The sequence below is a fragment of the Candidatus Babela massiliensis genome, from assembly GCF_000513475.1.
GTDB lineage: Bacteria > Babelota > Babeliae > Babelales > Babelaceae > Babela > Babela massiliensis.
Window position 1 is genome coordinate 434,791 of record NC_023003.1, and the last position, 22,631, is coordinate 457,421.

Consider the following 22,631-nt stretch of genomic DNA (forward strand, 5'->3'; position numbering starts at 1 on the left):
CCATATTTGTACTTAACTAATACGTTAGGATTAGCTCACTTAACTATTAATTGTATAGCTTCTTCTTCTTTTTCCTTACTATAAGGTCCTTCTAATATATTTTTCAATTGTGCTGTTAATAGAGCTTTTCTTTTACATTCTTCTTTGAAATTTATTAAATTAGTAGAAAATTGATTTAAGTCACTGTTTATAATTAAGCTCAAAGTTAAGTACTCAGAAGCTTTTTTGCAAGCCTCTTCTAATCATTATCTTGAAATATATTTTCCAGTACAGCTTCAATACGTTTTACTTCTAAATTTAAAGTATCACTTTTACATTCTTCTATAAAACCTAAAAAATAATCTTTAAATTGAACTAGTTCTGGTTTTATTGATAAAACTTCTTCCAAAAAATGCAAAGCTTTATCATAGGACTCTTTAGAATCTTCATTTTGAAAAATATTTTTAAAAATTACAAATTAGAATAATTTACTACGTACTTTGAATTACAAAAGTAAAATGTCAGAAATATAAAAAAAGCTATGAATTTTTAAGACAATAAACAATTTTTTATTTTTTTACACTTATTTTTCTTTGAAGATTTTTTATCAATAAGCTTGACTATATTAGTATAACCTTTTGCTAATGCAATCTCTCGGGCACTTAAGCCAAAAATATCATTTTCATCTGCATTATAGTCTAAAAGCAATCTAACTGTAGCGACCTGATTGTATTGAACAGCCCAATGTAAAGCTGTTGATCCATAATTATCTTTAGCATTAATATTAAGACCATATGACAATAATTTTTTTAATGTCTTCTTGTCTATACTTTCAGTATTGATAATCAGCCACATTAAAATATTCCATCCACGAGCATTGTCTTGAAAATTAATATCAGCACCTTTTGATAATAATAATTTTATTATATGCTCTTTATGAACATAAGTATCATAACAAAATACATCCATTAATGCTGTATGACCAGTAATATCTTTTTGATCAATATCTAATCCATAAGCAACCATTAAGTTAATTAAATTTATAAAATGCCTAGAACGGACTATAAAAGTTAAAAGAAACATATAATTACAATTATATTTGATCATTACATTTTTAAAATCTACACCAGCAATAATTAATTTTGCTGCTTCTTTTTCACACTGGGTATAATGCTCAGCTATATCAATTTCAGATTCTGACGGTTGATCCTCTAAAACTGATTTAAATTTCAAATTTAAAATATTTAGATCTTTATCATCATTATTTACTATATCATGGGCAAAACGATTTTTTGCATAACCCTTTGTAAATAATATTAAATCATTTTTAAGACTTCTAAACACAGAATCTAGTATAAAAGTAGTCTTCAAAAATTTAGATAGCTCCTCAAAAGCTTCAAAAATATCATTTTCATCCATAATGGCCTTTATATTTATTTTTAATATATATAGTTTAATTTCCACAGGAAGTATTAAATCTTCAGGCATAGATTCAGACATAGATAAAGAATAAAAATTAATATTAGAAAAAATAGAGATAAGAATAAAAATAATAATTTTTGACATATAACCACTTAGCTATATTAAAGATTTACAAATCATTTTATTTATAATCTTAAATTATATAATTAATCGTGGTAAAGATTTAAAATAAAAAACCCCAACTTTATGCTGGGGAATTTTTAATCTAATTAAATCTAAAACACTTAATCTAGATATAAATAACTTTATAAAAATATTTAATATAAATTTTATATTCTATAAGTTATATTAGGCACATGTATTTTATTACATAACCCATTCTAATCTTGCAATAGTTGCGGTATCGCTAACTCTTTTTCCAAGAGGAATAATTCTAGTATAGCCACCTGGTCTATTTACATAACGTGGTGCTATTTCATCAAAAAGTCTTACTATTGCTTCTTCTTTGTATGGTAAAATTGCTTTAGCACAACGAATGTTATTAAAGTGCTTACCTTTACGAGCTAATGTAACTAGCTTTTCTGCCACTCTTCTTACTTCTTTAACTCTTGCTTTAGTTGTTACAAGATGACCGTAAGTAATCAAAGAAATAACCTGATTTCTAATCATGGCTTTTCTATGAGGAGATGGTAAATTAAGTTTTTTTCTACCTGATTGATGTTTCATAAGATAGATTCCTTTTCTTTACTTTCCAAATATTTTTTAATATCAGATTCTTTTATATTCATACCAAGAGAAAGTCCAAAAGATTTTAAGCTTTCTTTTACTTCTCCTAGTGATTTTCTACCAAAATTTTTAATCCTTAAAACATCATCTTCTGTTAAATTAGCTAGATCTAAAATACGCTTTATATCAGCATTAATTAAGCAATTATGAGCACGTACTGAAAGTTCAAGCTCATCAATCGGCTTAAGTAAAAGATCAATAGGAATGCCTTTAAGCACTGATTCCTCGCCTTTAACTTCTTTGCATTGCTTTTCGTCGCTTGGAGTAGAAGATATTTCGTTAAATGGAATTTCCGCAGCTAAAAGGAAATGTTCAAGTTGAGTACGAAGAACAGACACAGAATAATGTAAAACATCAACAGGTGTTTCAGATCCATCAGTTTGAATCGATAAAATCAATTTATCAAAATCGATTTCCTCTCCTACACGAGTTTTATGTACATCAAATGTGACCTTACGAACCGGCGAAAACATAGCATCTAGATAAATTCTATTATCTTCTTGTAAAGCTTTGCTTGGCCAATTAGCAGGACGATAGCCTCTACCTGATTCAACAAAAAATTCAATTTCAAGTTCTCCATCATGTGAAACATGAGCAAGAACATGTTCTTTATTTACCAATTCTAAATGCTCGTCTGTAGTAATATCTCCAGCAGTTGCAATACCTTGACCTTTAAAATTTAAATACATCTTGCCTGGTTGACCAGTAGAATTTTTTACCACCAATTCTTTAATATTAAGCAATAATTGCATTGTATCTTCGACCACACCATGTAATGATGAAAATTCATTATTAACACCCTTAATAATAACAGATGTCACAGCAGAACCTTCAACTCCACCTAGCAATACCCTCCTTAAAGCATTACCTAAAGTAATACCAAAACCTGGCTCTAAGGGCTGAGCAATAATCTCACCAAAACTATTGCTTAAAGTCTCTTTTATCCAACCAAGCTTTGGAATTGTTAAGGATTGATACTTCTTTTTAGACATTAAATCTCCTGAATCTTAACTTAGAGCCCACTAAACGAACTTATATTATTACTTAGAATACAATTCTACTATAAGATGTTCTTCAATTGGCATTTGAATATCAGCACGTACAGGAAATCTTAAAACTTTACCTTTACGAGTTTTTTTATCAAGCTCAATCCAATCTGGAACTTTAGCTGCTGTATTTAAACGTTTATCAACTACTTGATCAATAAAAGCAGGCTTAGATGTAGATACTGATGATACAGTAACTTCATCAGATACTTTTACTAAATAAGAAGGAGAGTAAACTTTCTTATTATTTACTAAAATATGACCATGAACAATAATTTGTCTTGCTTGTGTTCTAGTGTTAGCTAATTTTGCTCTATATAAAACATTATCAAGACGACGTTCAAGTAAGCTTAATAGCGCTTCACCAGTTGCCTCTTGTCCTCTAGAAGCAATATCAAAAAAACGTCTAAACTGTCTTTCTCTAATACCGTATATTTCTTTTACTTTCTGCTTTTCTTTCAATTGTCGACCATATTCAGAAAGCTTATATCCAGTAGTTACAACTTTTGAAGAAGAACGTTCAGATGTGTTAGTTTTCTTTTCCATTATGAGTTTCCTAAATCCATCGTTAAATTCTTTAATACAATCTATACTCTTCGCTTTTTAGGCGCACGACAACCATTATGTGGTAAAGGAGTAACATCTCTTAAAGTTGAGATATTTAACCCGGAAGATTGAAACGCTCTAACGATCGAATCTCTTCCAGAACCAGGTCCTTGAAGATTAACTTCAAGACTCTTAATTCCCATTGCTACCATTTCTTTAGCGAGGTTTGTTCCTATTTGGGATGCAACAAAAGGAGTTCCTTTTCGAGCACCTTTAAAACCTAAAGCCCCGGAACTTGAACGCAATAAAACGTCTCCATCTTCAGTTGTAATAGAAACAAGAGTATTATTAAAAGTAGATTTAACATGCGCTATAGCAGAGTCTATCTGTCTCTTCTGCTTTTTTGTCTTTTTCTTATATGACATTATTTTATATCACCTTTATTAAATTACTTAATTTAAACTAATTATTTTTTAGTAACTTTACGCTTTAAAGCAACTGCAGATCCCGCTTTACGTGGACCCTTACGAGTACGAGCGTTAGTTTTTGTTCTTTGACCACGTGCTGGTAAAGATTTTTTATGTCTTGTTCCTCTATAAGAATTAATTTCCTGAAGACGACGAATATTTTGCCTTATTTCTTTACGCAAATCACCTTCTGTCAAGTAATTATTAGTAATTTCTTTTTGAATAGTAGCAACTTCTTCATCACTTAAATCTTTTACACGCTTATCTAATGCTATGCTAAGCTTATGTAAAATATCTTGAGAAGACTTTAAACCTATACCATATATGTATGTTAATCCATATTCTATACGTTTTTGACGTGGAAGATTAACACCTTCAATTCTAGCCATAAATACCTCAATTATCTTTTTATCATATCAACTTTTGTAAATTGTGTTGACCTGTTAACCTTGACGTTGCTTATGTCGAGGTTTTTTCTTACACAAAACGTGTACCCTGCCTTTGCGATTAACCACACGACAGTCTCTGCAAATCGCCTTAACAGATGTTCTTACTTTCATGCTAATTCCTCAATTTTTATTAATTTTTATATCTTAAAACAATACGTCCTCGAGTCAAGTCATACAAAGAAAGCTCTAGTGCTACTCTATCACCCGGCAAAATACGAATAAAATTCATTCTCATCTTACCAGAGACATGTGCTAGTACAATATGCCCACCTTCAATCTCAACTTTGAACATAGCGTTTGGTAAAGTTTCTTTTACAATACCATCAACTTTAATTATATCATCTTTTTGATTAGATTTCATAAATCATTACCTATAATCTCGTTATTATCCTTGGCCCTTGATTAGTAACTACTACCGTATCTTCTACATGAGCTGCTAGACTATTATCAGCTGTTTTTACTGTCCAGCCATCTTTTAAAATAACTATTCTATGATCTTTCATAGTAATCATGGGCTCTATTGCAAAAGCCATACCTTCTTTAATTACAGGACCACAACCCGCTTTACCATAATTAAGAATCTCCGGATCTTCATGCATCTTTTTACCAATTCCATGACCTGCAAATTCTCTTACTATACCATAGCCATGCTTTTCAACTTCAGCTTGTATAGCCGCTGAAATATCCGTTAATCTATTCAAAGGCCTAGCTTTATCTATACCCTTATTAAGAGCTTCTGTTGCTACAGAGACCAAATTTCTAGCTTCTAAAGAGGCCTCATTATTTACAAAAAAACAACGTGCCATATCAGCACAATAAGATTTATATGAAGCACAAACATCAACTTTAACTAAATCACCATTTTTTAATTTATAATTACCAGGAATTCCATGAACAACTTCCTGATTAACAGAGATGCAGCTTGAATGCTTATATCCCATATAGCCTTTAGAACAAGAAACTAGATTATTACTCTTTAAATAATTTTCTATCCACTTATCTATCTCTAAAGTAGAATTGTCAGCAACAAGCAATGCTTCTATGTCCTTGAACATATGAGCTAAAAGATTTCCTGCGACAGCCATCTTTTCTATTACATCTTTATTTTTTATAGTTATCATTTTATAAATAATTTTATTAGTTAATGTTTAATTTAGTTAAAAAATCTCGATATATATCTTCAACAGGCCTATTTACAGATAAAGTTATTATCTTGTGGCCTTTATTATGGAAAAAATCAATAATATCATTCTCATGTAAATGATATATTTTTAAACGATCTAATATTGCATCGATTTCATCATCAATGCGCTTTATTAAATTAGATGAACAATTATCACAAATATTTTCTACTTTTGGTCTTAGAGAAATATCACTAAGTGAATATATTGTCTGACATTTTTTATCGCTACATATCATACGTTTGGATAAACGAAGAATTATATCTGAATCAGGAATATCTAATTTTACAATATTTAACTTCACCTGATTGAAGCAAGATGCTTTTAATATATTGCTCAAAGCTACAGCTTGTTCTTTTGTTCTTGGAAACCCATCCAATATTACTTTAGATTGATTCTTAAACTGTTTTTCAAGCTCTTTCTCAACCATTTTTATAATAAGGCTATCAGATATAAGTTTACCAGATTTTATAATAAAATCTATATTTTTGCCTAATTCTGTCTTATTTGTAATATGTTCTCTGCATAAATCGCCTGTAGAGAACTGAGTCCATGCCAAGCGATTTACACATAATCTTGATAAAGTTCCTTTGCCAGAACCAGGCGGTCCCAAAAATACTATAATATTACTTGTATCCAATTTCATTTCTTGTTAATTACCTCTTTATTCTACCTGTTGTTAAAAACCCTTCGTACTTATGTTCTATTAAGTATGATTCAATTTGAGCAGACATTTCTAATGCTACACTTACCATAATTAACAAAGAGGTTCCTGGTATAAATGGAATATTAAGAATGCGACTTAAAATTCCAGGTGCTATTGCAAGAAATCCTAAATATACAGCACCTACTAAACCTATGCGATTTAGAATAAAATCAAAGTAATCAGCAGTTTGTTTTCCTGGTCTAATACCTGGAATAAAGCCCCCACTTTTTTTAATATTATCAGCAAGCTCAGTAGGATTAAAGGCCACAGCCGTATAAAAATATGTAAAGAATATAATCAAAGCAAACTCTAAAGCATTATATAAGGCTCCACCAGGACTAAATACATTGGATAACCATTTTATTCCTAAAATCCCTATAAGAAATGGAGGTATATTAAGAAGAGCTTGTGCAAAAATCACAGGCATAATTCCCGATGTATTAATTTTAAATGGTATATAAGTACTTTGACCACCATAAACTCTTTGACCTATTATACGTCTTGCATACTGTACAGGAATTTTTCTATCTGCTTTTTCCAAGTATACTATAGATCCTGTAATTAAAATGAATAAGATAAGCACTAATAACACTTTAATAGGATGAGACATACCAGCTTGAACAATTGCTAAAACTGTCGCTGGAAGCCTAGAAACAATTCCAGCAAATATGATCATGGAACTGCCATTTCCTATACCAAAAAGTGATATTTGCTCTCCTAACCACATAACAAACATAGATCCAACAGCAATAGAAAGAGTAAATATAAAAATAAAACCCCAACCTGGTTGTATCAATAAATTAGGATCTAGCGTATTTTGATGATTTAAAAACAAAGCAGCACCAAGTGCATATGCTATACTTATAAATAAAGCTAAATACCTAGTATATTGATTTATAACCTTACGCCCATAATCTCCTTCTTTTGATAACTGCTCAAGCGATGGAATAGTTAAAGTTAACATCTGCATTATAATAGAGGCATTAATATATGGCCCTATACTAAGCGAGAATAATGTAAACCTTTCTAATGAACCGCCTGAGAATATATCAAAATATTTAAGAAAACCGCTTACTGTTTGAGATTTAGCCAGATATTGAGCAAGATATTCGCCATTTACACCAATAGCTGGAATATATGAGCCAATACGATGCACAATTAAAATACCCAAAGTTACTAAAAGTTTTTTGGTAAGCTCTGGTATTTTAAATATATTTCTGAAATTCTTTAACAAAATCACGGCCTACGACTCCTTAATTACGTTAACCTCTCCGCCTTTATTCAATATAGCTTCTTTTGCAGATTCACTAAATGCATCTGCATATATGATAAATTTCTTGTTAATTTCACCTTTAGCCAAAATTTTAACCAGTGTAGTTCTAGATTTAATCAAACCTTTTTCGATAAGACTTTCTCTATTAATAGTATCACCAGCTTCAAATTTAGTTTCTAATATATCTAAATTTATAATTTTATAAGTTACTTTAAAAGGCGCATTAGAGAATCCTCTTTTTGGCAACCTTCTAGTTAAAGGCATTTGACCGCCTTCAAAATAAGCTCCTATTTTACCACCTGAGCGTGCTTTTTGCCCTTTATGACCTTTACCAGAAGTTCCGCCACGGCTTCCACCTCTACCAACGGTCTTTCTTTTTTTAACTATTTTAGTTAAATTACTTAGCATTGTCATCAATTACTCCTTAGTAATTTGCTTAACAGTTTTACCTCGCAACTTAGCCAAATATTCAGCTGATCTGCATTTAGATAAAGCATTAAAAGTTGCTTTTACTACATTAAGACCACAAGTAGAACCTAATGACTTTGCAAGAACATCTTTAATTCCAACAACTTCCATAACTTTTCGCATTACGCCACCAGCAATAACCCCAGTTCCTTTATAAGCAGAACATATTATTACTTTTGATGCTCCATGCTTACCAAGAACATTATAAGGTACGGTAGTATCTCTTAATGAGATAGCTATCATACTTTTTCTTGCTTTAGCAGTAGCTTTTGCTATAGCGGAAGATACCTCTCTGCTCTTGCCAATACCCATGCCTACACGGCCTTGTTGATCTCCAGAGACTACAAAAGCAGAAAAAGAAAATCTTTTTCCACCTTTAGTCACTTTGGTAACCCTATTGACACTAACTACTTTATCTACATATTCTTTAGTTTTTTCTGCCATATTAATCCCAGTATAATTATAATATAATTTTATAGTATAATTTATGCTTTATAATTCCAAGCCGCCTTCTCTTAATCCTTGAGCAAGAGATTTTACTCTACCGTGAAATAGGTAAGAACCTCTATCAAAAACCACTTTTTTTATACCTAGGCCTAATGCTTTTTTTGCAAGTTCTAAACCTACTTTATGAGCAACATCTTGCTTGCCTTCTTGAGATTTTTCGATCCCTAAAGAAGAATGGCTTGTCAATGTTGTTCCTTTTGCATCATCAATAACTTGAGCATAAATTTGATTTAAACTTCTAAATACTGAGACTCTTAAATGCTCAGATAACTTAATTTTTTTTCTAACTCTTAATGCTCTAGATTGAGTTCTATTAGCAATTTTTCTACTTAGCGACACAGTTTAGCTCCACTAATTATTAGCTTTTATTTAGCTTTTTTACCTATTTTACGTAAAATAACTTCTGTTTCATATTTAATACCAGTACCTTTATATGGTTCTGGTGGCCTTAAAGCTCTTACGTTGCTACATACTTGACCAAGTAAATCTTTATGAGGTGATTTAAAGGTCAAAACTTGACCAGACTTATCGATTTCTAACTTTACCTCACTTGGCAATTCAAAATCTATTTTATGGCTATAGCCTAAAGAAAATTGAATTTTGGATCCTGTTAAAACAGCTTTATATCCTAATCCATTAATTCTTAAAACTTTTTCAAAACCTAAATCAGAGCCCTTGATTTTATTTGCAACTAAAGCTCTATGAAGCCCCCAAAACATATTAGTATCTCTAACTATTTTTTTAGGATTCGGAGTCAAATATAAATTTTTATCTTTCAGGTCTGCTACTAAAATTTCCGGCAATTCATGAATGCCTTCAGCTAACTTACCTTTATAATAAACTTTATTATCTTTAACTTCAACCTGGGTATTGCCTATATCAATAGGCTTTCTTCCTATTTTTGACATAATATTACCTTAATTTAATTACCAAACTGTACAAATAATTTCGCCGCCAACAGCAAGTTTTTTAGCTTGTTTGTTGGTCATTAAACCTTTACTGGTAGTTAATATAGTAATACCAAGCCCACCTATTACAGGTTTGACTTTAGAAACACTTTCATAAACTCTGCATCCTGGCGTACTAATTCTAGTTATTTCATGAATAACAGATTCACCAGAAGCATATTTAAGAAACAGCTTTAATCTTTTAAAAGATTTGTTATTTTTATCTTCTTCGACAATAACATCTTTAATAAAGCCTTCGTCTTTCAAAATTTGAGCAATTTCATGCTTTATTTTAGAATAAGGCATTGAAACATCTCTTTTTGATATCATTACACCATTGCGAATTATTGTTAAAAAATTACCTATTGTATCAATTGACATATTTATTCCTTAAATTACCAACTTGTTTTTTTGACACCAGGTAAGAACCCTTTTAATGCAAGGTCCCTAAAGCAAAGACGACACAACTGAAACATGCGTATAAAACCTCTAGGACGACCACACAATTGGCATCTATTATGTTTTCTAACAGCAAATTTAGGTACTTTATTTGCTTTTTCTATTAACGCTTTACGAGCCATTATATAACCTTTATATAACTTTTAATAATTAATTTCGTTTAAACGGCATACCAAAAACTTTAAGCAACTCGTAAGAGTTAGCATTACTGCCTCCGGTCATACAAATAGTTATATTTAAACCAAAAGTCTTTTCTATATTTGAGTCAACTTCAGGGAAAATAATCCATTCTTTTATACCTAGATTATAATTACCTCTGCCATCAAACTTAGTTGGTACACCTTGAAAATCTCTAACTTTAGGTAAAGCTATATTTATTAACTTGTCTAAAAAATCGTACATTTTTTTGCGTCTTAATGTAACTCTAACACCAATAGGCATATCTTCACGAATCTTAAATCCAGCAATAGATTTCTTTGCCAAAGTTTTAACAGACTTTTGACCAGCAATACTATCAATTGTCTGAATAACTGTATTTAAAATACGGCTATCTGCAACCGCTTCTTTAACACCAACGTTTATCACAATTTTATCTAATTTTGGAACTTCCATTATATTAGAAAGATTCAAATTTTTTTGTAATTCTGGTCGGAGTTTATTTACATATAACTCTTCTAAACGAGATTTTTTTACAACATCAGATGCATTTTTACTCATCATTAATCCTTATTAATCACAAAATCTCATTTGTACGTTTACATACACGAGCTTTTTTACCATCTTCACTAACCTTAAAATTTACTCTACAAGGCTTAGAATCTGTTGATAAAAGCATAACATTGGATATGTTTATATAACTTTCTTCTCTTTTAATTTGAGAAGCTTCACCTTGACGTCTAGCTTTTTTATGCTTAGTCGCTAAAGCTACATCCTTAACTTTTATAAGACCTTTTTTAGGTAAAATAGCAATAACCGTACCTTGCTTTGATTTATCTTTACCTGCAATGACTATTACAGTGTCATTTTTTTTTATTTGCATCATAATATTATTCCTTATAATTATAATACTTCTGGTGCTAAAGATATTATTTTTGCAAAATTCTTGGCGCGTAATTCCCTTGCAATAGGTCCAAATATACGTGAACCTACTGGTGTAATATCATCAACTGATTTGATTATAACAGCAGCATTATCACCAAAACGAATATAACTACCATCAGCACGACGGGTTTCTTTACGTGCTCTTACAACTACTGCAGTTACCACGTCTCCCTTTTTAACCTGACCACCAGGAATTGCTTTTTTTACAGCACATTTTATAATGTCTGCTATATAAGCATATCTTTTTCGGGTGCTACCTACTAAATGAATACATTGTAATAATTGAGCACCTGAATTATCGGCAACTTCTAAGTATGATTCTTTTTGTAACATAAGAAGATCCTATTTTTAGTGAGACAAATCAGTAGATTTTAAAATACGAGAAAGATACATATATTTAGTTTTTGAAAGTGGACGACCTTCATAAAATTCAACTATATCACCTAATCTTGCACTTTCATTCTCATCATGAACTTTATATTTTTTAAAGGAACGCATTATTTTCTGATATCTTGGATGCATAAATGTACGTTCTACACGTACAACTACAGTTTTATCCATTTTATCAGAAATAACTTCGCCTGTAAGTACAAATTTTGTTTTTATTTCTTTATTTTCTGACATTTGCTGCCTTTAACTTTTATTAACTTTTTGCTGCATATATGTTAATGCGCAAGCAATTCCTCTTCTTAACTTTTTAAATTGAGTTTTATCTTTCAAAGAAGTATTGATATCTTGTAAACGTAAACTAAAAAGTTCTCTTCTTAATTCGTCTACTTTAGAAGCAAGTTCTTGCATTGAAAGCTGTTTTAACTCATTTTTTAATTTATTCATAGTAATTATATCGTTTTATTTAGTCTTCAGAATTTTGAACTAAATCTTTTTTAATAATTCTTGTTTTCATAGGTAACTTATAAGCAGCGGCTTTGAGTGCTGCTTTAGCAGACATTTCATCTAAGCCTGCTATTTCAAACATAATTCTATCACGTTTTACTACAGATACCCATAATTCAACGTTACCCTTACCTTTACCCATACGTGTTTCTGCAGGTTTTTTAGTAACAGGTTTATCAGGAAATAACCTTATATATAGTCTTCCAATTTTTTTAAGCTTTCTTGATAAAGTCACTCTAACAGCTTCGATTTGCTGCGCAGTAACCCAAGATGGTTCTACAGCCTGTAAGCCGTATTCACCAAACTCTAAAGAACGAGCTCCTTTGGAAAGACCAGCCATACGGCCCTTTTGAACTTTACGATATTTTATTTTTTTCGGCATTAACATAGCTAATCTCTTACGTTATTTTGAATTCTCCACGACAAATCCAGACTTTAATACCTATAACGCCATATGTGGTATGGGCTTCAACAAAACCATAATCAATATCTGATCTTAAAGTATGTAAAGGTGTAGAACCTACTCTAATCCACTCATCACGAGCTATTTCTGCTCCACCTAAACGGCCTGCACAGCGGATTTTTACACCCTTGGCACCACTTTTCATTACATCAAGAGCAGCTCTTTTCATAGCCTTTTTAAAACTGCCTCTTTTTTCTAGTTGCTCGGATATACTTTTAGCAATGATTGTCGCATCTAATTCAGGTTGTTTAACTTCTTGAACAGAGACTTCAACATTTGCTTTATTAATTAATTTAGATAGGTCTCTTCTTAAAGTATCTATTTCTTGACCTTTTCTACCAATAACAATACCCGGCCTTGCTGAATAAACGATAACTTTTAAATTATTATCTCCAGCACGCTCAATTTCTACTTTTGAAATTTCTGCATTAGCAAGATTTTTCTCAATGAAATTTCTAATTTTAATATCTTCGAGCAATAACTTGGAATAATTTTCTCGACGAGCAAACCATCGAGAAGGCCAAGAACGGTAAACACCAAGTCGAAATCCTATAGGATTAACTTTTTGTCCCACATTTCACCTACTTATTAAGCTTTAGTTTCTAAAATTACACTTAAATGACATAACCTTTTGCGCTGTTCTGTCGCACGTCCCATAGCTCCAGGCTTGAAATAACGATGAACCGGGCCTTGATCTATTCTAATTTCTTTAATCTTTAAAAGATCAAGAGCCACACTACCATTATTTTTAGCATTTGCAGCAGCTGATTCAATAACTTTTTTAATTGCAACAGCTCTTTGTGTACGATATGTAGTAAGCCAATTTAAGGCATAAACAACATCTTTACCTCGTACAACATCTGCTATAGGCCTAAGCTTATAAGGGGAATACCAGACATATCGCGCTTTTGCTATAAATTGCATTTTTAATACCTTTATTTATCCCTAATAATCATTATACAAAAATTTTAGATTATTTTCCAGCGGCGCCTGCTTTACGCTGTCCACTATGTAATCTAAAGGTTCTTGTTGGAGCAAATTCACCTAATCTATGACCAACCATATTTTCAGTTACATAAACTTGTGCAAACTTACGGCCATCATGAACAGCAAATGTTAATCCAACAAAATCTGGAATAACCATACTTCTTCTAGACCAAGTTTTGATTACTTCTCTTGACTTGCTTTCTTTAGCTCTAGTCACTTTCTTTAAAAGAGATTCATCAACAAATGGTCCTTTTTTAGCTGATCTAGTCATAACTATTTCTCATTGATTTATCTATGCTTTTCTTCTTTTTAAAATACGAGGATTTTTACGCTTTCTAGTACGAGTACCTTTAGCACCTTTACCCCAAGGACTAACTGGATGAGAACCAGATTTGGATCGTCCTTCACCACCACCATGAGGGTGATCTATAGGGTTCATTGCCATACCTCTTACAGTAGGTCTAATTCCCATATTACGTTTTCTACCTGCTTTACCTATGCTAATATTTTTATAATCAGCATTAGATAATTCACCTACAGTAGCCCAACAATCTAAGTGAATCATTCTGATTTCACCAGATGGCATTTTTAGTGTAGCATACTCATCGCCTTTAGCAACTATCTGAACAGAAGTTCCTGCTCCACGAGCAAATTTTCCTCCAGATAAAGGTGTAATCTCTACATTGTGTATAATAAAACCAACAGGTATATTACGTAATGTAAGACTATTACCTACTTTTGGCTCTGCATTCTCAGCAGAATATACTGATGAACCAACACTTAATCCTTTAGGCATCAAAATATATCTTTTAGATCCATTGCTATAAATTACTAAACCTATACGAACATTTCGATTAGGATCATACTCTATAGTAGCTACCTTACCCTGAACATTTTTCTGGGATCGATTAAAATCTATTATACGATATTTTCTTTTTGCTCCGCCACCTTGATGTCTAACTGTAATACGACCATAAGCATTTCTACCAGCCTTTTTCTTAAGACCAAACACCAAACTAGGTTCTGGTGTAGTAGTAGTTATATCAGATGTATCAACATATGTCTGAAATCTTAATGAAGCATTACGGGGCTTTCTTGTTATAATTGCCATAATCTACCTCTTATTCTCTGTCTACCTGAGAGCCTATATCTTCTTGAATTTCAGTATTTTGAAGATCCATCATATCAACAGAGTAACCTTGTCTTAAAGTAACAATGGCTTTTTTGCCATTATTAGATCTAAATTTATGACGGCCAATTCTCTTATTCTTCCCTTTAGATACAACTATGGCTATTTTTTCAGCTTCTACATTAAATAATTTCTTTAATGCTTCTGCAACCCATGGTTTATTAGCATGAGGATGAATATCTAATACTAACTTTTTCAATTCTTTATTTAATCTATAGGCTTTTTCTGTAATTCTTTGACCTTTAATTATGTCGTAAATAGTTAAATCCATAAGCTAACCATTTCTTTAAATGCGTCTATATCTTTATTCAAAAGAACCCAACAATCACCATATGATAAATCATATGCATTTGGTTGATCATAAAGTAACATACGTACATTTGGAATATTTGCAAATGAAGAATGTACTAAGTAATCGTCCTTAGAAACAAATAAAACTATTTTTTTATCATGCAAATTAGCATTTTTTAAAGCATTATATGCACTAGAAGTTTTTGGTTTTTCTTCAACAGTCCAATTCAAACTTATTAAATTTTGATTTTCTAAGAAATTCCAAAATAAAGAACTAAATACTTTATTTCTTAATTTCTTAGGGACTTCTAAAACTCTAGTTCTTGGTTGTGGACCAAAAGTCACACCACCTTTTCTCCATAATGGAGATTTTAAACTACCGGCTCTTGCTCGGCCTGTCCCTTTTTGCTTCCATGGCTTTCTTGTTGAATAAGATACTTCAGATCTATCTTTACATCCAACAGTACCTTGACGCCAATTTTGCAAAAGTACACGTACACATTGAGAATATCCTACATTAGATATCTCAACTTTATTATTACTATCAAGTTGTAAATCATTTACAGATACAACTTTACTTAATTCTGATTCAGATGCTTTAATATTAGCCATGTCTAGACTTCCTAACAAACACTAACGAACCTGATTTACCTGGAACTGATCCTTTAACTAAAACAACTTTAGCTTCAGTTTCTATTTTAACTATTTCAAGGTTTCTCATAACTCGTTGTTCAACACCCATATGACCAGGCATTTTTTTACCTTTAATTACACGACCACGGCTTCTCATATGACTCAATGCTCCAGGGTAACGACCGAAAGTCGCCCCGTGACTTGCACGTCCACCCGCAAAACCATGACGTTTAACTACACCTTGAAATCCAGCACCTTTAGTGATTCCAAATATATCAACATATTGCCCTTCTGATAAAATATCAGAAATATTAGCAACTTTACCTAAACTATAATCAGTTGTGGTAGACCCTAATTTAACTTCTTTCAAAGCTTTAAAATATTTTTGAGGGTGTTTTAACCAGTCTTGAGAATATTCTTGTTCTTGATATCTATCTTTAATACATCCTAATTGTACAGCATCATAACCATCTTTTTCTTTAGTTTTGATCTGTGTAACATACCAATTGGATATATCAATTGCAGTAACAGGAACTACTTTTTTCTCGCTAGAAAAAACTTGAGTCATACCTATTTTCTTACCCCAAAGACCTTCCATCATCAATCGATCCTTCCTGTAGCTTATTTAATTTCCACATCTACACCAGATGAAATATTTAGCTTCATTAAAGCATCCATAGTTGCATCAGAAGGTGAAATAATGTCTAAAAGACGTTGATGTGTGGTTAATTCAAATTGTTCTCTAGATTTCTTATCAACATGAGGAGATCTAAGTACTGTAAAGCAACGCCTTTTATTAGGAAAAGGTACAGGTCCCACAACTTGGGAACCTGTTCTTTTTACAGTTAGAACAATTTGCTTAACAGCTTTATCTAATAATTGATGATCGTAGGATTTCAGCGTTAAACGAATTTTCTGTTTTTTCATATATCAACTCACACTAATCAAGAATTTCTGTGACAATACCAGAACCTACGGTTCTTCCGCCTTCACGAATAGCAAAGCGTTGATCTTTTTCCATCGCAATTGGTGAAATTAATTCAACACTTACGGAAACATGATCACCAGGCATTACCATTTCACGACCAGCTGGTAAGCTAACTACACCAGTTACATCAGTTGTTCTGAAATAAAACTGAGGTCTATAGCCTTGGAAGAATGGACTATGACGACCACCTTCATCTTTGCTTAAAACGTATACTTCACATTTGAATTTTCTATGTGGAGTAACTGTTCCAGGCTTAGCTAATATTTGTCCTCTTTCTATTTCTTCTTTCTTAACACCACGAAGTAAAAGACCTACGTTATCTCCAGCTTGACCTTCAGAAAGTTCTTTTCTAAACATTTCAACACCAGTTACAACGGTTTTTTGGTTAGAACCAAACCCTACTAGTTCTACTTCTTCACCAACTTTAACTCTACCGCGTTCAATTCTTCCTGTGGCTACTGTACCACGTCCAGGAATAGAGAAAACCCCTTCAACAGCCATTAAGAATGGTTTATCAACTTCACGAGCTGGTTCAGGAATGTATGAGTCAAGAGCATCCATTAATTTTAATATAGCTTGAGAACCTATTTCACTAGTGTCGCCGTTTAAAGCTTTTAGCGCTGACCCTCTTACTACTGGTATTTCATTTCCTGGGAATCCATATTTTGAAAGAAGATCTCTAATTTCTTCTTCAACCATATCTACCATATCAGGATCGTCAACCATATCTACTTTATTCAAGAAAACTACTATTGCAGGAACACCTACGTTCTTTGCAAGAAGAATATGTTCACGAGTTTGAGGCATCGCACCATCTGCTGCTGAAACTACCAATATAGCACCATCCATCTGAGCAGCACCGGTGATCATGTTCTTAACATAATCAGCATGTCCTGGACAGTCAACGTGCGCGTAGTGACGATTAGTAGTTTCATACTCAACGTGTGAAATAGCAATGGTAATACCACGCTTTTTTTCTTCTGGAGCATTATCTATTTGATCAAATTTTCTTGCTTCAGCAAATCCCTGTTTTGAAAGAACAGTAGTAATTGCTGCAGTCAAAGTGGTTTTACCATGGTCAACGTGACCAATAGTACCAGTATTTAAATGTGGCTTTTTTCGTTCGAATGTACCTTTTGCCATCGATATCTCCCGATAACAATTTAAATTATTAACTATTACTTTACAATTTATAAATTTTAAAAAATTTATTTCTTAAGCAGTTGCTCCTGAGCAGATTTAGAAACTTCACGGTAGCATTCAAATTCCATAGAATAAGTAGCTCTACCTTTACTCATAGAACGCAGTTGAGTTGCATACCCAAACATCTCAGCCAGTGGAACCTCTGAGGTAATAACACTATTACCAATCTTAGAATCCATACCCAAAATTCTACCTCTACGAGAGTTTAAATCACCCATTACGTCTCCCATATATTCTTCAGGAGTTTCAACTTCAACCTTCATTATAGGTTCTAAAAGAACAGGGTCTGCCTGTGCCATTCCTGATTTAAAAGCCATACTTGCTGCCATCTTAAATGCGAGTTCCGAAGAGTCTACATCATGATAAGAACCATCAAATAATACTGCTTTAAAATCTACTGTAGGATAGCCACCTAGAACACCTGTATTTTTAGCTTCATCAAGACCTTTTTCAACCGCAGGGATGAACTCTCTTGGTATAGATCCACCTACAATTTTATTTTCAAATTCATAACCTTTTCCTCTTGAAAGCGGTTCAAGCTTTAACCAAACGTGTCCATATTGACCACGTCCACCGGTTTGCTTAATATATTTACCTTCAATTTCAACAGGTTTTTGAATTGTTTCTTTAAATGCAACTTGAAGTCTACCTTGAGCAACATCGATTTTATGTTCTCTTTTTAAGCGATCTACTATAATCTCTAAATGTAACTCACCCATACCGCTAATAACTGTTTGATTAGTTTCTTTATCATAAGAAAAATGAAATGAAGGATCTTCCTGCATCATTTTTCTTAAAGACAAGGTTAACTTCTCATAATCAGATTTATTCTTAGGTTCAATGGATGTAGAAATAACCGGCGGTGGAACGTCTATCTTTTCTAGTATAATTGGATGATTTTCATCACAAAGTGTATCCCCTGTAGTTGCATCCTTAATACCTACGATAGCTCCTATGTCCCCTGCTCTAAGTTCTGAGATTTCTTCTTTTTTATTAGCATGCATCTTAAGCAATCTACTAACACGTTCTTTAGAACCTTTAGTAGCGTTATAAACATAAGAACCTGATGTAATACGTCCTGAATAAACTCTTATAAAGTTTAAAGATCCTACAAAAGGATCGGTCATTAACTTAAAAATTAAACCAGAAAATGGTTCATCAAGTTTAGCAGATCTTTGTTCAACAACATCAGTTCCAGGAACCATTCCCTCTACAGCAGCAATATCTAAAGGAGAAGGCAGATAATCAGTTACAGCATCTAAAAGCAACTGAACACCTTTATTTTTAAAAGCTGTTCCACAAAACGCTAAAGTTATCTTACGTTCTATAGTACCTTTTCTTAAAGCAGCCTTTATCTCATCTACAGAGATCTCTTCTTCATTTAAAAATCTTTCAGCCAAACTGTCATCAAGCTCTGCTGCTTTTTCAACTATTTTTGATTTTAGCTCTTGCAGTTGATCTTTGTATTCTTCAGGAACATCAACCCATTTAACAGTTAAACCTCTATCTTCTTCACTAAATAAAGCCATTTGCCCTTTAAGGATGTCGATAATAGATTTAAACTCATCAGATTGACCTACTGGTATTTGCATTGCAACAGCATTACCTTTAAGTTTTAAATTAACATCATCTAAAACTTTAAAGAAGTCAGCTCCAATGCGATCTAATTTATTAACAAAAATAATTCTAGGAACTTTATAACGACTTGCTTGTCTCCAAACAGTTTCAGATTGAGGCTGAACACCACCAACACCGCAAAATACCGCAACTACGCCGTCAAGTACACGCAATGAACGACCTACTTCAATAGTAAAATCAACGTGCCCTGGAGTATCTATTATATTAATTTGATGATTTTTCCATGTACAAGTTGTAGCAGCAGATGTAATGGTTATACCACGTTCTCTTTCTTGCTCCATCCAGTCCATAGTAGCTTCACCTTCATGAACTTCACCAATTTTGTGAGATACACCGGTATAAAAAAGTATTCTTTCAGTTACCGTAGTCTTTCCAGCATCAATATGTGCTGCAATTCCTATATTACGATATTTTTCTAAATAATTACTCATCACAAACCTTTACATAACCTACCATGCATAATGCGCAAAGGCTCTATTTGATTCTGCCATTTTATAAACATCTAATCGTTTTTTAACAGCAGCACCACGGCCATCATGTGCTTCAATAAGCTCATTTGCAAGTCTAATTCCCATTGTTTTATCAGAACGACTTGAAGCAGCAGAAATGAGCCACCTCATTGCAAGAGCACGACCTCTATTAGATCTTACTTCCATTGGAATTTGATATACACCACCGCCAACTCTTCTTGCTCTTACTTCAATTGTTGGTATTATTTGATCTAGAGCTTTCAAGAAAAATTCAAGTGATTTATTCTTATCACCGCCAACTTTTTTTGATATAACATCTAATGATTCATAAACTATTTTTCTAGCAGCGTTTTTCTTACCACGCCACATAATAACATTAATTAATTTTTGGACAGTTTCTGATCCGTATCTTGGATCAACACCAACGTCGCGGATAAAATTAACTGACTTACGTCTTGGCATATTTTATTCTCCTATTTCTTTGGTCGCTCAGTACCGTAAAGAGAACGACTTTGTTTTCTATTTTCGACTCCAGCACAATCAAGAGCCCCGCGAACTATATGATATTTAACACCCGGCAAATCTTTAACTCTACCACCTCTGACTAAAACTACAGAGTGCTCTTGCAAATTATGGCCTTCTCCAGGAATATAAGCTGTTACTTCGATTCCTGTTGAAAGCTTAACTCTTGCAACTTTACGCAAAGCTGAGTTAGGCTTTTTAGGTGTTGTTGTAAATACACGGGTACAAACGCCTCTAACTTGAGGATTAGATCTCAAAGCCGCACTTTTAGTTTTAATTTTTGGCTTTGTACGTTCGTTTTTAGTAAGTTGATTAATTGTAGGCATAATAAATCCTATAATTTAATTTGTTTATTTATATTTTAATTAATTTTTTAAACTATGGACCTTAAAGCTGCATTTTTATTAGGCTAAATTTAAGAAGTTCTAAAATTATAGAAGAAAAATCTATAATATCATATCTAAAGCCAGTTTTATTACAATTTAATTTTTAAGCAATATGTTATATCATATCTTAAAAAGAGTTTATTGTAAAGCAAGAATAATATCATTTACAAAAAACTATTGAAAAAACATAAGTAATAATTTCGTGAATATTTAAACTATAATAAAATAAAATTTTCACATATAAGTTCTTAAGCATTTTATATTTAATATTATATATATTTTTACAATTATTTCAAGCTGAAAAACAAAGTCTCATATAAAAAATTTAATTTTATTAAAATACAAGGCAGTTTAATACAGTATAAATTGACTTACTCAAAATAGACCCTTAATATATACTTAAACCGTAAAAAACTAAAAAAATTTAAAATCTGAGGAGATTCATGAATTTAATACTTTCTTTATTCACCAATTTAGGAAGCAATCTGCTATCAATTCTATATAATTTACCAATGATATTTTTAGGAATTATAGGCCTATGTCTATTAGTTGTATTTCATGAATTTGGTCATTTCATTTTTTGTAAAATATTTAACGTATATACTCCATCATTTTCTATAGGTTTTGGTCCAAGATTATTTGAGAAAAAGATAGGCGATACTGTTTTTGCAATATCAGCAATTCCTTTAGGAGGATACGTTGAAATAGCAGGAGCTCAAGAAGTAGGACAAGGAGATCAAACTCATGCTCATGATAAAAACTCAAGAGCATTTAGCCAAAAACCTTATTGGCAAAAGATGTTAATTATATTTGGTGGTGTATTATTTAATTTTATCTTTACATATCTTGCCTTAAGTTTACTATTTTACCTAGGATCTCCTTGCATAAGCTCATTATGCAATAAATATCCTGCAATAGTATCCATAATTGGTAAAAATTCTCCTGCTGAAAAAGCAGGCTTAAAGTCTAATGATAAGATTACTGCAGTTAATAACGTAAAAATCGATAATATAAAACATCTTAATAAACTTCTCACACCATATATAGATAAAACTGTTACATTAAAAGTTAATAGAGACGGCAAAGAAGAAAATTTAGATATTAAAATAGCTTCTCATAAGGTTGGCAATGAATTAAGACCGGAAATTGGGGCATATTGGCTTGTAAAACCAATGACTCTGAAAAATGCTCTAATTGCAGGATTTAAAGGCACTATGGACATGATAAGCGAAATGCTGAAATCTCTTAAAAATTTATCCAGCAATAGAGAACAATTAGGGGGCCCACTATTAGTAATAACTCAATTAAGCCAATCTATAGGACTTGGATGGAAGGTTTTTATTTTCATGTTGGCTTTTATAAGCATTAATCTGGCTGTTCTTAATATAATTCCTCTTCCAATATTTGATGGAGGACAAGCATTATTTTATACAATCGAAGCAATAACCGGCAAGCCACTTTCAGATAGATTAAGATATAATATTCACTACTTTACTTGGATAGCAGTTATATTATTAGTAATATATATTACCTATAAAGATATTTTAAAGCTTGGTAATCGTTTCTTTAAAACTAAAACTGAACAATTACCTACCAATGTAGAATCCAAAAAATAAGACTAAAAAAAGGC

The 22,631-nt window shown here is 32.1% G+C and carries 38 protein-coding genes; 1 reads left to right on the forward strand and 37 read right to left on the reverse strand.

All coding sequences use genetic code 11. The features are described from left to right. Positions 1-35 precede the first annotated feature (35 nt). The 37 genes from BABL1_RS05490 to rpsL form a co-directional block, all read right to left on the reverse strand. A complete protein-coding gene (locus tag BABL1_RS05490; protein ID WP_023791675.1) occupies positions 36-203 on the reverse strand; it encodes a hypothetical protein in 168 nt (55 codons plus the stop codon). Positions 204-238: 35 nt separating this feature from the next. Next, on the reverse strand, positions 239-388 hold the full coding sequence (locus BABL1_RS05495; RefSeq protein ID WP_023791677.1) for a hypothetical protein: 150 nt from the start codon (positions 386-388) through the stop codon (positions 239-241). A gap of 140 nt (positions 389-528) precedes the next feature. Continuing rightward, entirely contained in the window at positions 529-1,545 is a 1,017-nt protein-coding gene (locus BABL1_RS01905) for an ankyrin repeat domain-containing protein (RefSeq protein WP_023791680.1), read from the reverse strand. 222 nt (positions 1,546-1,767) lie between these two features. Then, positions 1,768-2,127: a 50S ribosomal protein L17 gene (rplQ, locus tag BABL1_RS01910; RefSeq protein ID WP_023791682.1), complete on the reverse strand. Its 360-nt coding sequence runs from the start codon at positions 2,125-2,127 to the stop codon at positions 1,768-1,770. Then, positions 2,124-3,179: a DNA-directed RNA polymerase subunit alpha gene (locus tag BABL1_RS01915; RefSeq protein WP_023791685.1), complete on the reverse strand. Its 1,056-nt coding sequence runs from the start codon at positions 3,177-3,179 to the stop codon at positions 2,124-2,126. Before BABL1_RS01915 ends, rplQ begins: the two co-directional genes overlap by 4 nt. Before the next feature lie 48 nt (positions 3,180-3,227). Then, entirely contained in the window at positions 3,228-3,779 is a 552-nt protein-coding gene (gene rpsD / locus BABL1_RS01920) for a 30S ribosomal protein S4 (RefSeq protein ID WP_023791688.1), read from the reverse strand. A 41-nt stretch (positions 3,780-3,820) separates the two neighbouring features. Further along, entirely contained in the window at positions 3,821-4,204 is a 384-nt protein-coding gene (rpsK, locus tag BABL1_RS01925; RefSeq protein ID WP_023791691.1) for a 30S ribosomal protein S11, read from the reverse strand. Positions 4,205-4,245: 41 nt separating this feature from the next. Next, complete coding sequence (gene rpsM, locus BABL1_RS01930) at positions 4,246-4,635, reverse strand: 30S ribosomal protein S13 (protein ID WP_023791693.1); 390 nt, start codon at positions 4,633-4,635, stop codon at positions 4,246-4,248. A gap of 54 nt (positions 4,636-4,689) precedes the next feature. After that, on the reverse strand, positions 4,690-4,806 hold the full coding sequence (rpmJ, locus tag BABL1_RS05430) for a 50S ribosomal protein L36 (RefSeq protein ID WP_023791696.1): 117 nt from the start codon (positions 4,804-4,806) through the stop codon (positions 4,690-4,692). Positions 4,807-4,825: 19 nt separating this feature from the next. Then, positions 4,826-5,056 (reverse strand): translation initiation factor IF-1, encoded by a 231-nt coding sequence (gene infA / locus BABL1_RS01935; RefSeq protein ID WP_023791699.1) that lies wholly within the window; start codon positions 5,054-5,056, stop codon positions 4,826-4,828. 10 nt (positions 5,057-5,066) lie between these two features. Continuing rightward, positions 5,067-5,816 carry a type I methionyl aminopeptidase gene (gene map, locus BABL1_RS01940; RefSeq protein ID WP_023791701.1) on the reverse strand — a complete coding sequence of 250 codons (750 nt, stop codon included), beginning with the start codon at positions 5,814-5,816 and terminating at the stop codon, positions 5,067-5,069. 16 nt (positions 5,817-5,832) lie between these two features. Beyond that, complete coding sequence (locus BABL1_RS01945) at positions 5,833-6,522, reverse strand: adenylate kinase family protein (RefSeq protein WP_023791704.1); 690 nt, start codon at positions 6,520-6,522, stop codon at positions 5,833-5,835. Positions 6,523-6,532: 10 nt separating this feature from the next. Next, the gene (gene secY / locus BABL1_RS01950) at positions 6,533-7,822 is read right to left on the reverse strand and encodes a preprotein translocase subunit SecY (protein WP_023791706.1); all 1,290 of its coding nucleotides are present in this window, start codon (positions 7,820-7,822) and stop codon (positions 6,533-6,535) included. Between the two features lie 3 nt (positions 7,823-7,825). Then, the gene (gene rplO / locus BABL1_RS01955) at positions 7,826-8,269 is read right to left on the reverse strand and encodes a 50S ribosomal protein L15 (protein WP_023791709.1); all 444 of its coding nucleotides are present in this window, start codon (positions 8,267-8,269) and stop codon (positions 7,826-7,828) included. A 3-nt stretch (positions 8,270-8,272) separates the two neighbouring features. Then, positions 8,273-8,767: a 30S ribosomal protein S5 gene (gene rpsE, locus BABL1_RS01960; protein WP_023791712.1), complete on the reverse strand. Its 495-nt coding sequence runs from the start codon at positions 8,765-8,767 to the stop codon at positions 8,273-8,275. A gap of 48 nt (positions 8,768-8,815) precedes the next feature. Further along, the gene (gene rplR / locus BABL1_RS01965; RefSeq protein WP_419480821.1) at positions 8,816-9,151 is read right to left on the reverse strand and encodes a 50S ribosomal protein L18; all 336 of its coding nucleotides are present in this window, start codon (positions 9,149-9,151) and stop codon (positions 8,816-8,818) included. Positions 9,152-9,195: 44 nt separating this feature from the next. After that, positions 9,196-9,738, reverse strand: coding sequence for a 50S ribosomal protein L6 (locus tag BABL1_RS01970; RefSeq protein WP_023791717.1), 543 nt, complete (start codon positions 9,736-9,738; stop codon positions 9,196-9,198). Between the two features lie 18 nt (positions 9,739-9,756). Beyond that, on the reverse strand, positions 9,757-10,158 hold the full coding sequence (rpsH, locus tag BABL1_RS01975; protein ID WP_023791719.1) for a 30S ribosomal protein S8: 402 nt from the start codon (positions 10,156-10,158) through the stop codon (positions 9,757-9,759). 14 nt (positions 10,159-10,172) lie between these two features. Beyond that, entirely contained in the window at positions 10,173-10,358 is a 186-nt protein-coding gene (locus tag BABL1_RS01980) for a type Z 30S ribosomal protein S14 (RefSeq protein WP_023791721.1), read from the reverse strand. A 28-nt stretch (positions 10,359-10,386) separates the two neighbouring features. Next, positions 10,387-10,953: a 50S ribosomal protein L5 gene (gene rplE / locus BABL1_RS01985; RefSeq protein WP_023791723.1), complete on the reverse strand. Its 567-nt coding sequence runs from the start codon at positions 10,951-10,953 to the stop codon at positions 10,387-10,389. Between the two features lie 16 nt (positions 10,954-10,969). Beyond that, positions 10,970-11,278: a 50S ribosomal protein L24 gene (gene rplX, locus BABL1_RS01990; protein ID WP_023791727.1), complete on the reverse strand. Its 309-nt coding sequence runs from the start codon at positions 11,276-11,278 to the stop codon at positions 10,970-10,972. Positions 11,279-11,295: 17 nt separating this feature from the next. Next, positions 11,296-11,670, reverse strand: a complete 375-nt coding sequence (gene rplN, locus BABL1_RS01995; RefSeq protein ID WP_023791729.1) for a 50S ribosomal protein L14 — start codon at positions 11,668-11,670, stop codon at positions 11,296-11,298. A gap of 15 nt (positions 11,671-11,685) precedes the next feature. Then, the gene (gene rpsQ / locus BABL1_RS02000; protein ID WP_023791732.1) at positions 11,686-11,961 is read right to left on the reverse strand and encodes a 30S ribosomal protein S17; all 276 of its coding nucleotides are present in this window, start codon (positions 11,959-11,961) and stop codon (positions 11,686-11,688) included. Positions 11,962-11,970: 9 nt separating this feature from the next. Continuing rightward, positions 11,971-12,171: a 50S ribosomal protein L29 gene (rpmC, locus tag BABL1_RS02005; protein WP_023791735.1), complete on the reverse strand. Its 201-nt coding sequence runs from the start codon at positions 12,169-12,171 to the stop codon at positions 11,971-11,973. A gap of 19 nt (positions 12,172-12,190) precedes the next feature. Continuing rightward, entirely contained in the window at positions 12,191-12,619 is a 429-nt protein-coding gene (rplP, locus tag BABL1_RS02010; RefSeq protein WP_023791738.1) for a 50S ribosomal protein L16, read from the reverse strand. Positions 12,620-12,629: 10 nt separating this feature from the next. Continuing rightward, the gene (gene rpsC, locus BABL1_RS02015) at positions 12,630-13,268 is read right to left on the reverse strand and encodes a 30S ribosomal protein S3 (RefSeq protein WP_023791741.1); all 639 of its coding nucleotides are present in this window, start codon (positions 13,266-13,268) and stop codon (positions 12,630-12,632) included. A gap of 14 nt (positions 13,269-13,282) precedes the next feature. Beyond that, positions 13,283-13,618 (reverse strand): 50S ribosomal protein L22, encoded by a 336-nt coding sequence (gene rplV / locus BABL1_RS02020; protein ID WP_023791744.1) that lies wholly within the window; start codon positions 13,616-13,618, stop codon positions 13,283-13,285. A 49-nt stretch (positions 13,619-13,667) separates the two neighbouring features. Further along, complete coding sequence (rpsS, locus tag BABL1_RS02025; protein WP_023791747.1) at positions 13,668-13,952, reverse strand: 30S ribosomal protein S19; 285 nt, start codon at positions 13,950-13,952, stop codon at positions 13,668-13,670. 21 nt (positions 13,953-13,973) lie between these two features. Continuing rightward, positions 13,974-14,792 (reverse strand): 50S ribosomal protein L2, encoded by an 819-nt coding sequence (gene rplB / locus BABL1_RS02030; protein ID WP_023791750.1) that lies wholly within the window; start codon positions 14,790-14,792, stop codon positions 13,974-13,976. A 10-nt stretch (positions 14,793-14,802) separates the two neighbouring features. Further along, positions 14,803-15,141, reverse strand: a complete 339-nt coding sequence (locus BABL1_RS02035; protein WP_023791753.1) for a 50S ribosomal protein L23 — start codon at positions 15,139-15,141, stop codon at positions 14,803-14,805. Next, positions 15,132-15,773: a 50S ribosomal protein L4 gene (rplD, locus tag BABL1_RS02040; protein ID WP_023791755.1), complete on the reverse strand. Its 642-nt coding sequence runs from the start codon at positions 15,771-15,773 to the stop codon at positions 15,132-15,134. Before rplD ends, BABL1_RS02035 begins: the two co-directional genes overlap by 10 nt. After that, entirely contained in the window at positions 15,766-16,395 is a 630-nt protein-coding gene (rplC, locus tag BABL1_RS02045) for a 50S ribosomal protein L3 (protein WP_023791757.1), read from the reverse strand. Before rplC ends, rplD begins: the two co-directional genes overlap by 8 nt. Positions 16,396-16,415: 20 nt before the next feature. Next, positions 16,416-16,721: a 30S ribosomal protein S10 gene (rpsJ, locus tag BABL1_RS02050; RefSeq protein WP_023791760.1), complete on the reverse strand. Its 306-nt coding sequence runs from the start codon at positions 16,719-16,721 to the stop codon at positions 16,416-16,418. Positions 16,722-16,734: 13 nt separating this feature from the next. After that, a complete protein-coding gene (gene tuf, locus BABL1_RS02055; protein WP_023791762.1) occupies positions 16,735-17,925 on the reverse strand; it encodes an elongation factor Tu in 1,191 nt (396 codons plus the stop codon). A 65-nt stretch (positions 17,926-17,990) separates the two neighbouring features. Beyond that, positions 17,991-20,054 (reverse strand): elongation factor G, encoded by a 2,064-nt coding sequence (gene fusA, locus BABL1_RS02060; protein WP_023791765.1) that lies wholly within the window; start codon positions 20,052-20,054, stop codon positions 17,991-17,993. A gap of 18 nt (positions 20,055-20,072) precedes the next feature. Beyond that, complete coding sequence (gene rpsG / locus BABL1_RS02065; RefSeq protein WP_023791768.1) at positions 20,073-20,555, reverse strand: 30S ribosomal protein S7; 483 nt, start codon at positions 20,553-20,555, stop codon at positions 20,073-20,075. 11 nt (positions 20,556-20,566) lie between these two features. Continuing rightward, positions 20,567-20,941: a 30S ribosomal protein S12 gene (gene rpsL / locus BABL1_RS02070; RefSeq protein ID WP_023791771.1), complete on the reverse strand. Its 375-nt coding sequence runs from the start codon at positions 20,939-20,941 to the stop codon at positions 20,567-20,569. A 503-nt stretch (positions 20,942-21,444) separates the two neighbouring features. Here rpsL and BABL1_RS02075 point away from each other — a divergent pair. Then, positions 21,445-22,617, forward strand: coding sequence for a M50 family metallopeptidase (locus tag BABL1_RS02075; protein ID WP_023791774.1), 1,173 nt, complete (start codon positions 21,445-21,447; stop codon positions 22,615-22,617). Positions 22,618-22,631 lie beyond the last annotated feature (14 nt).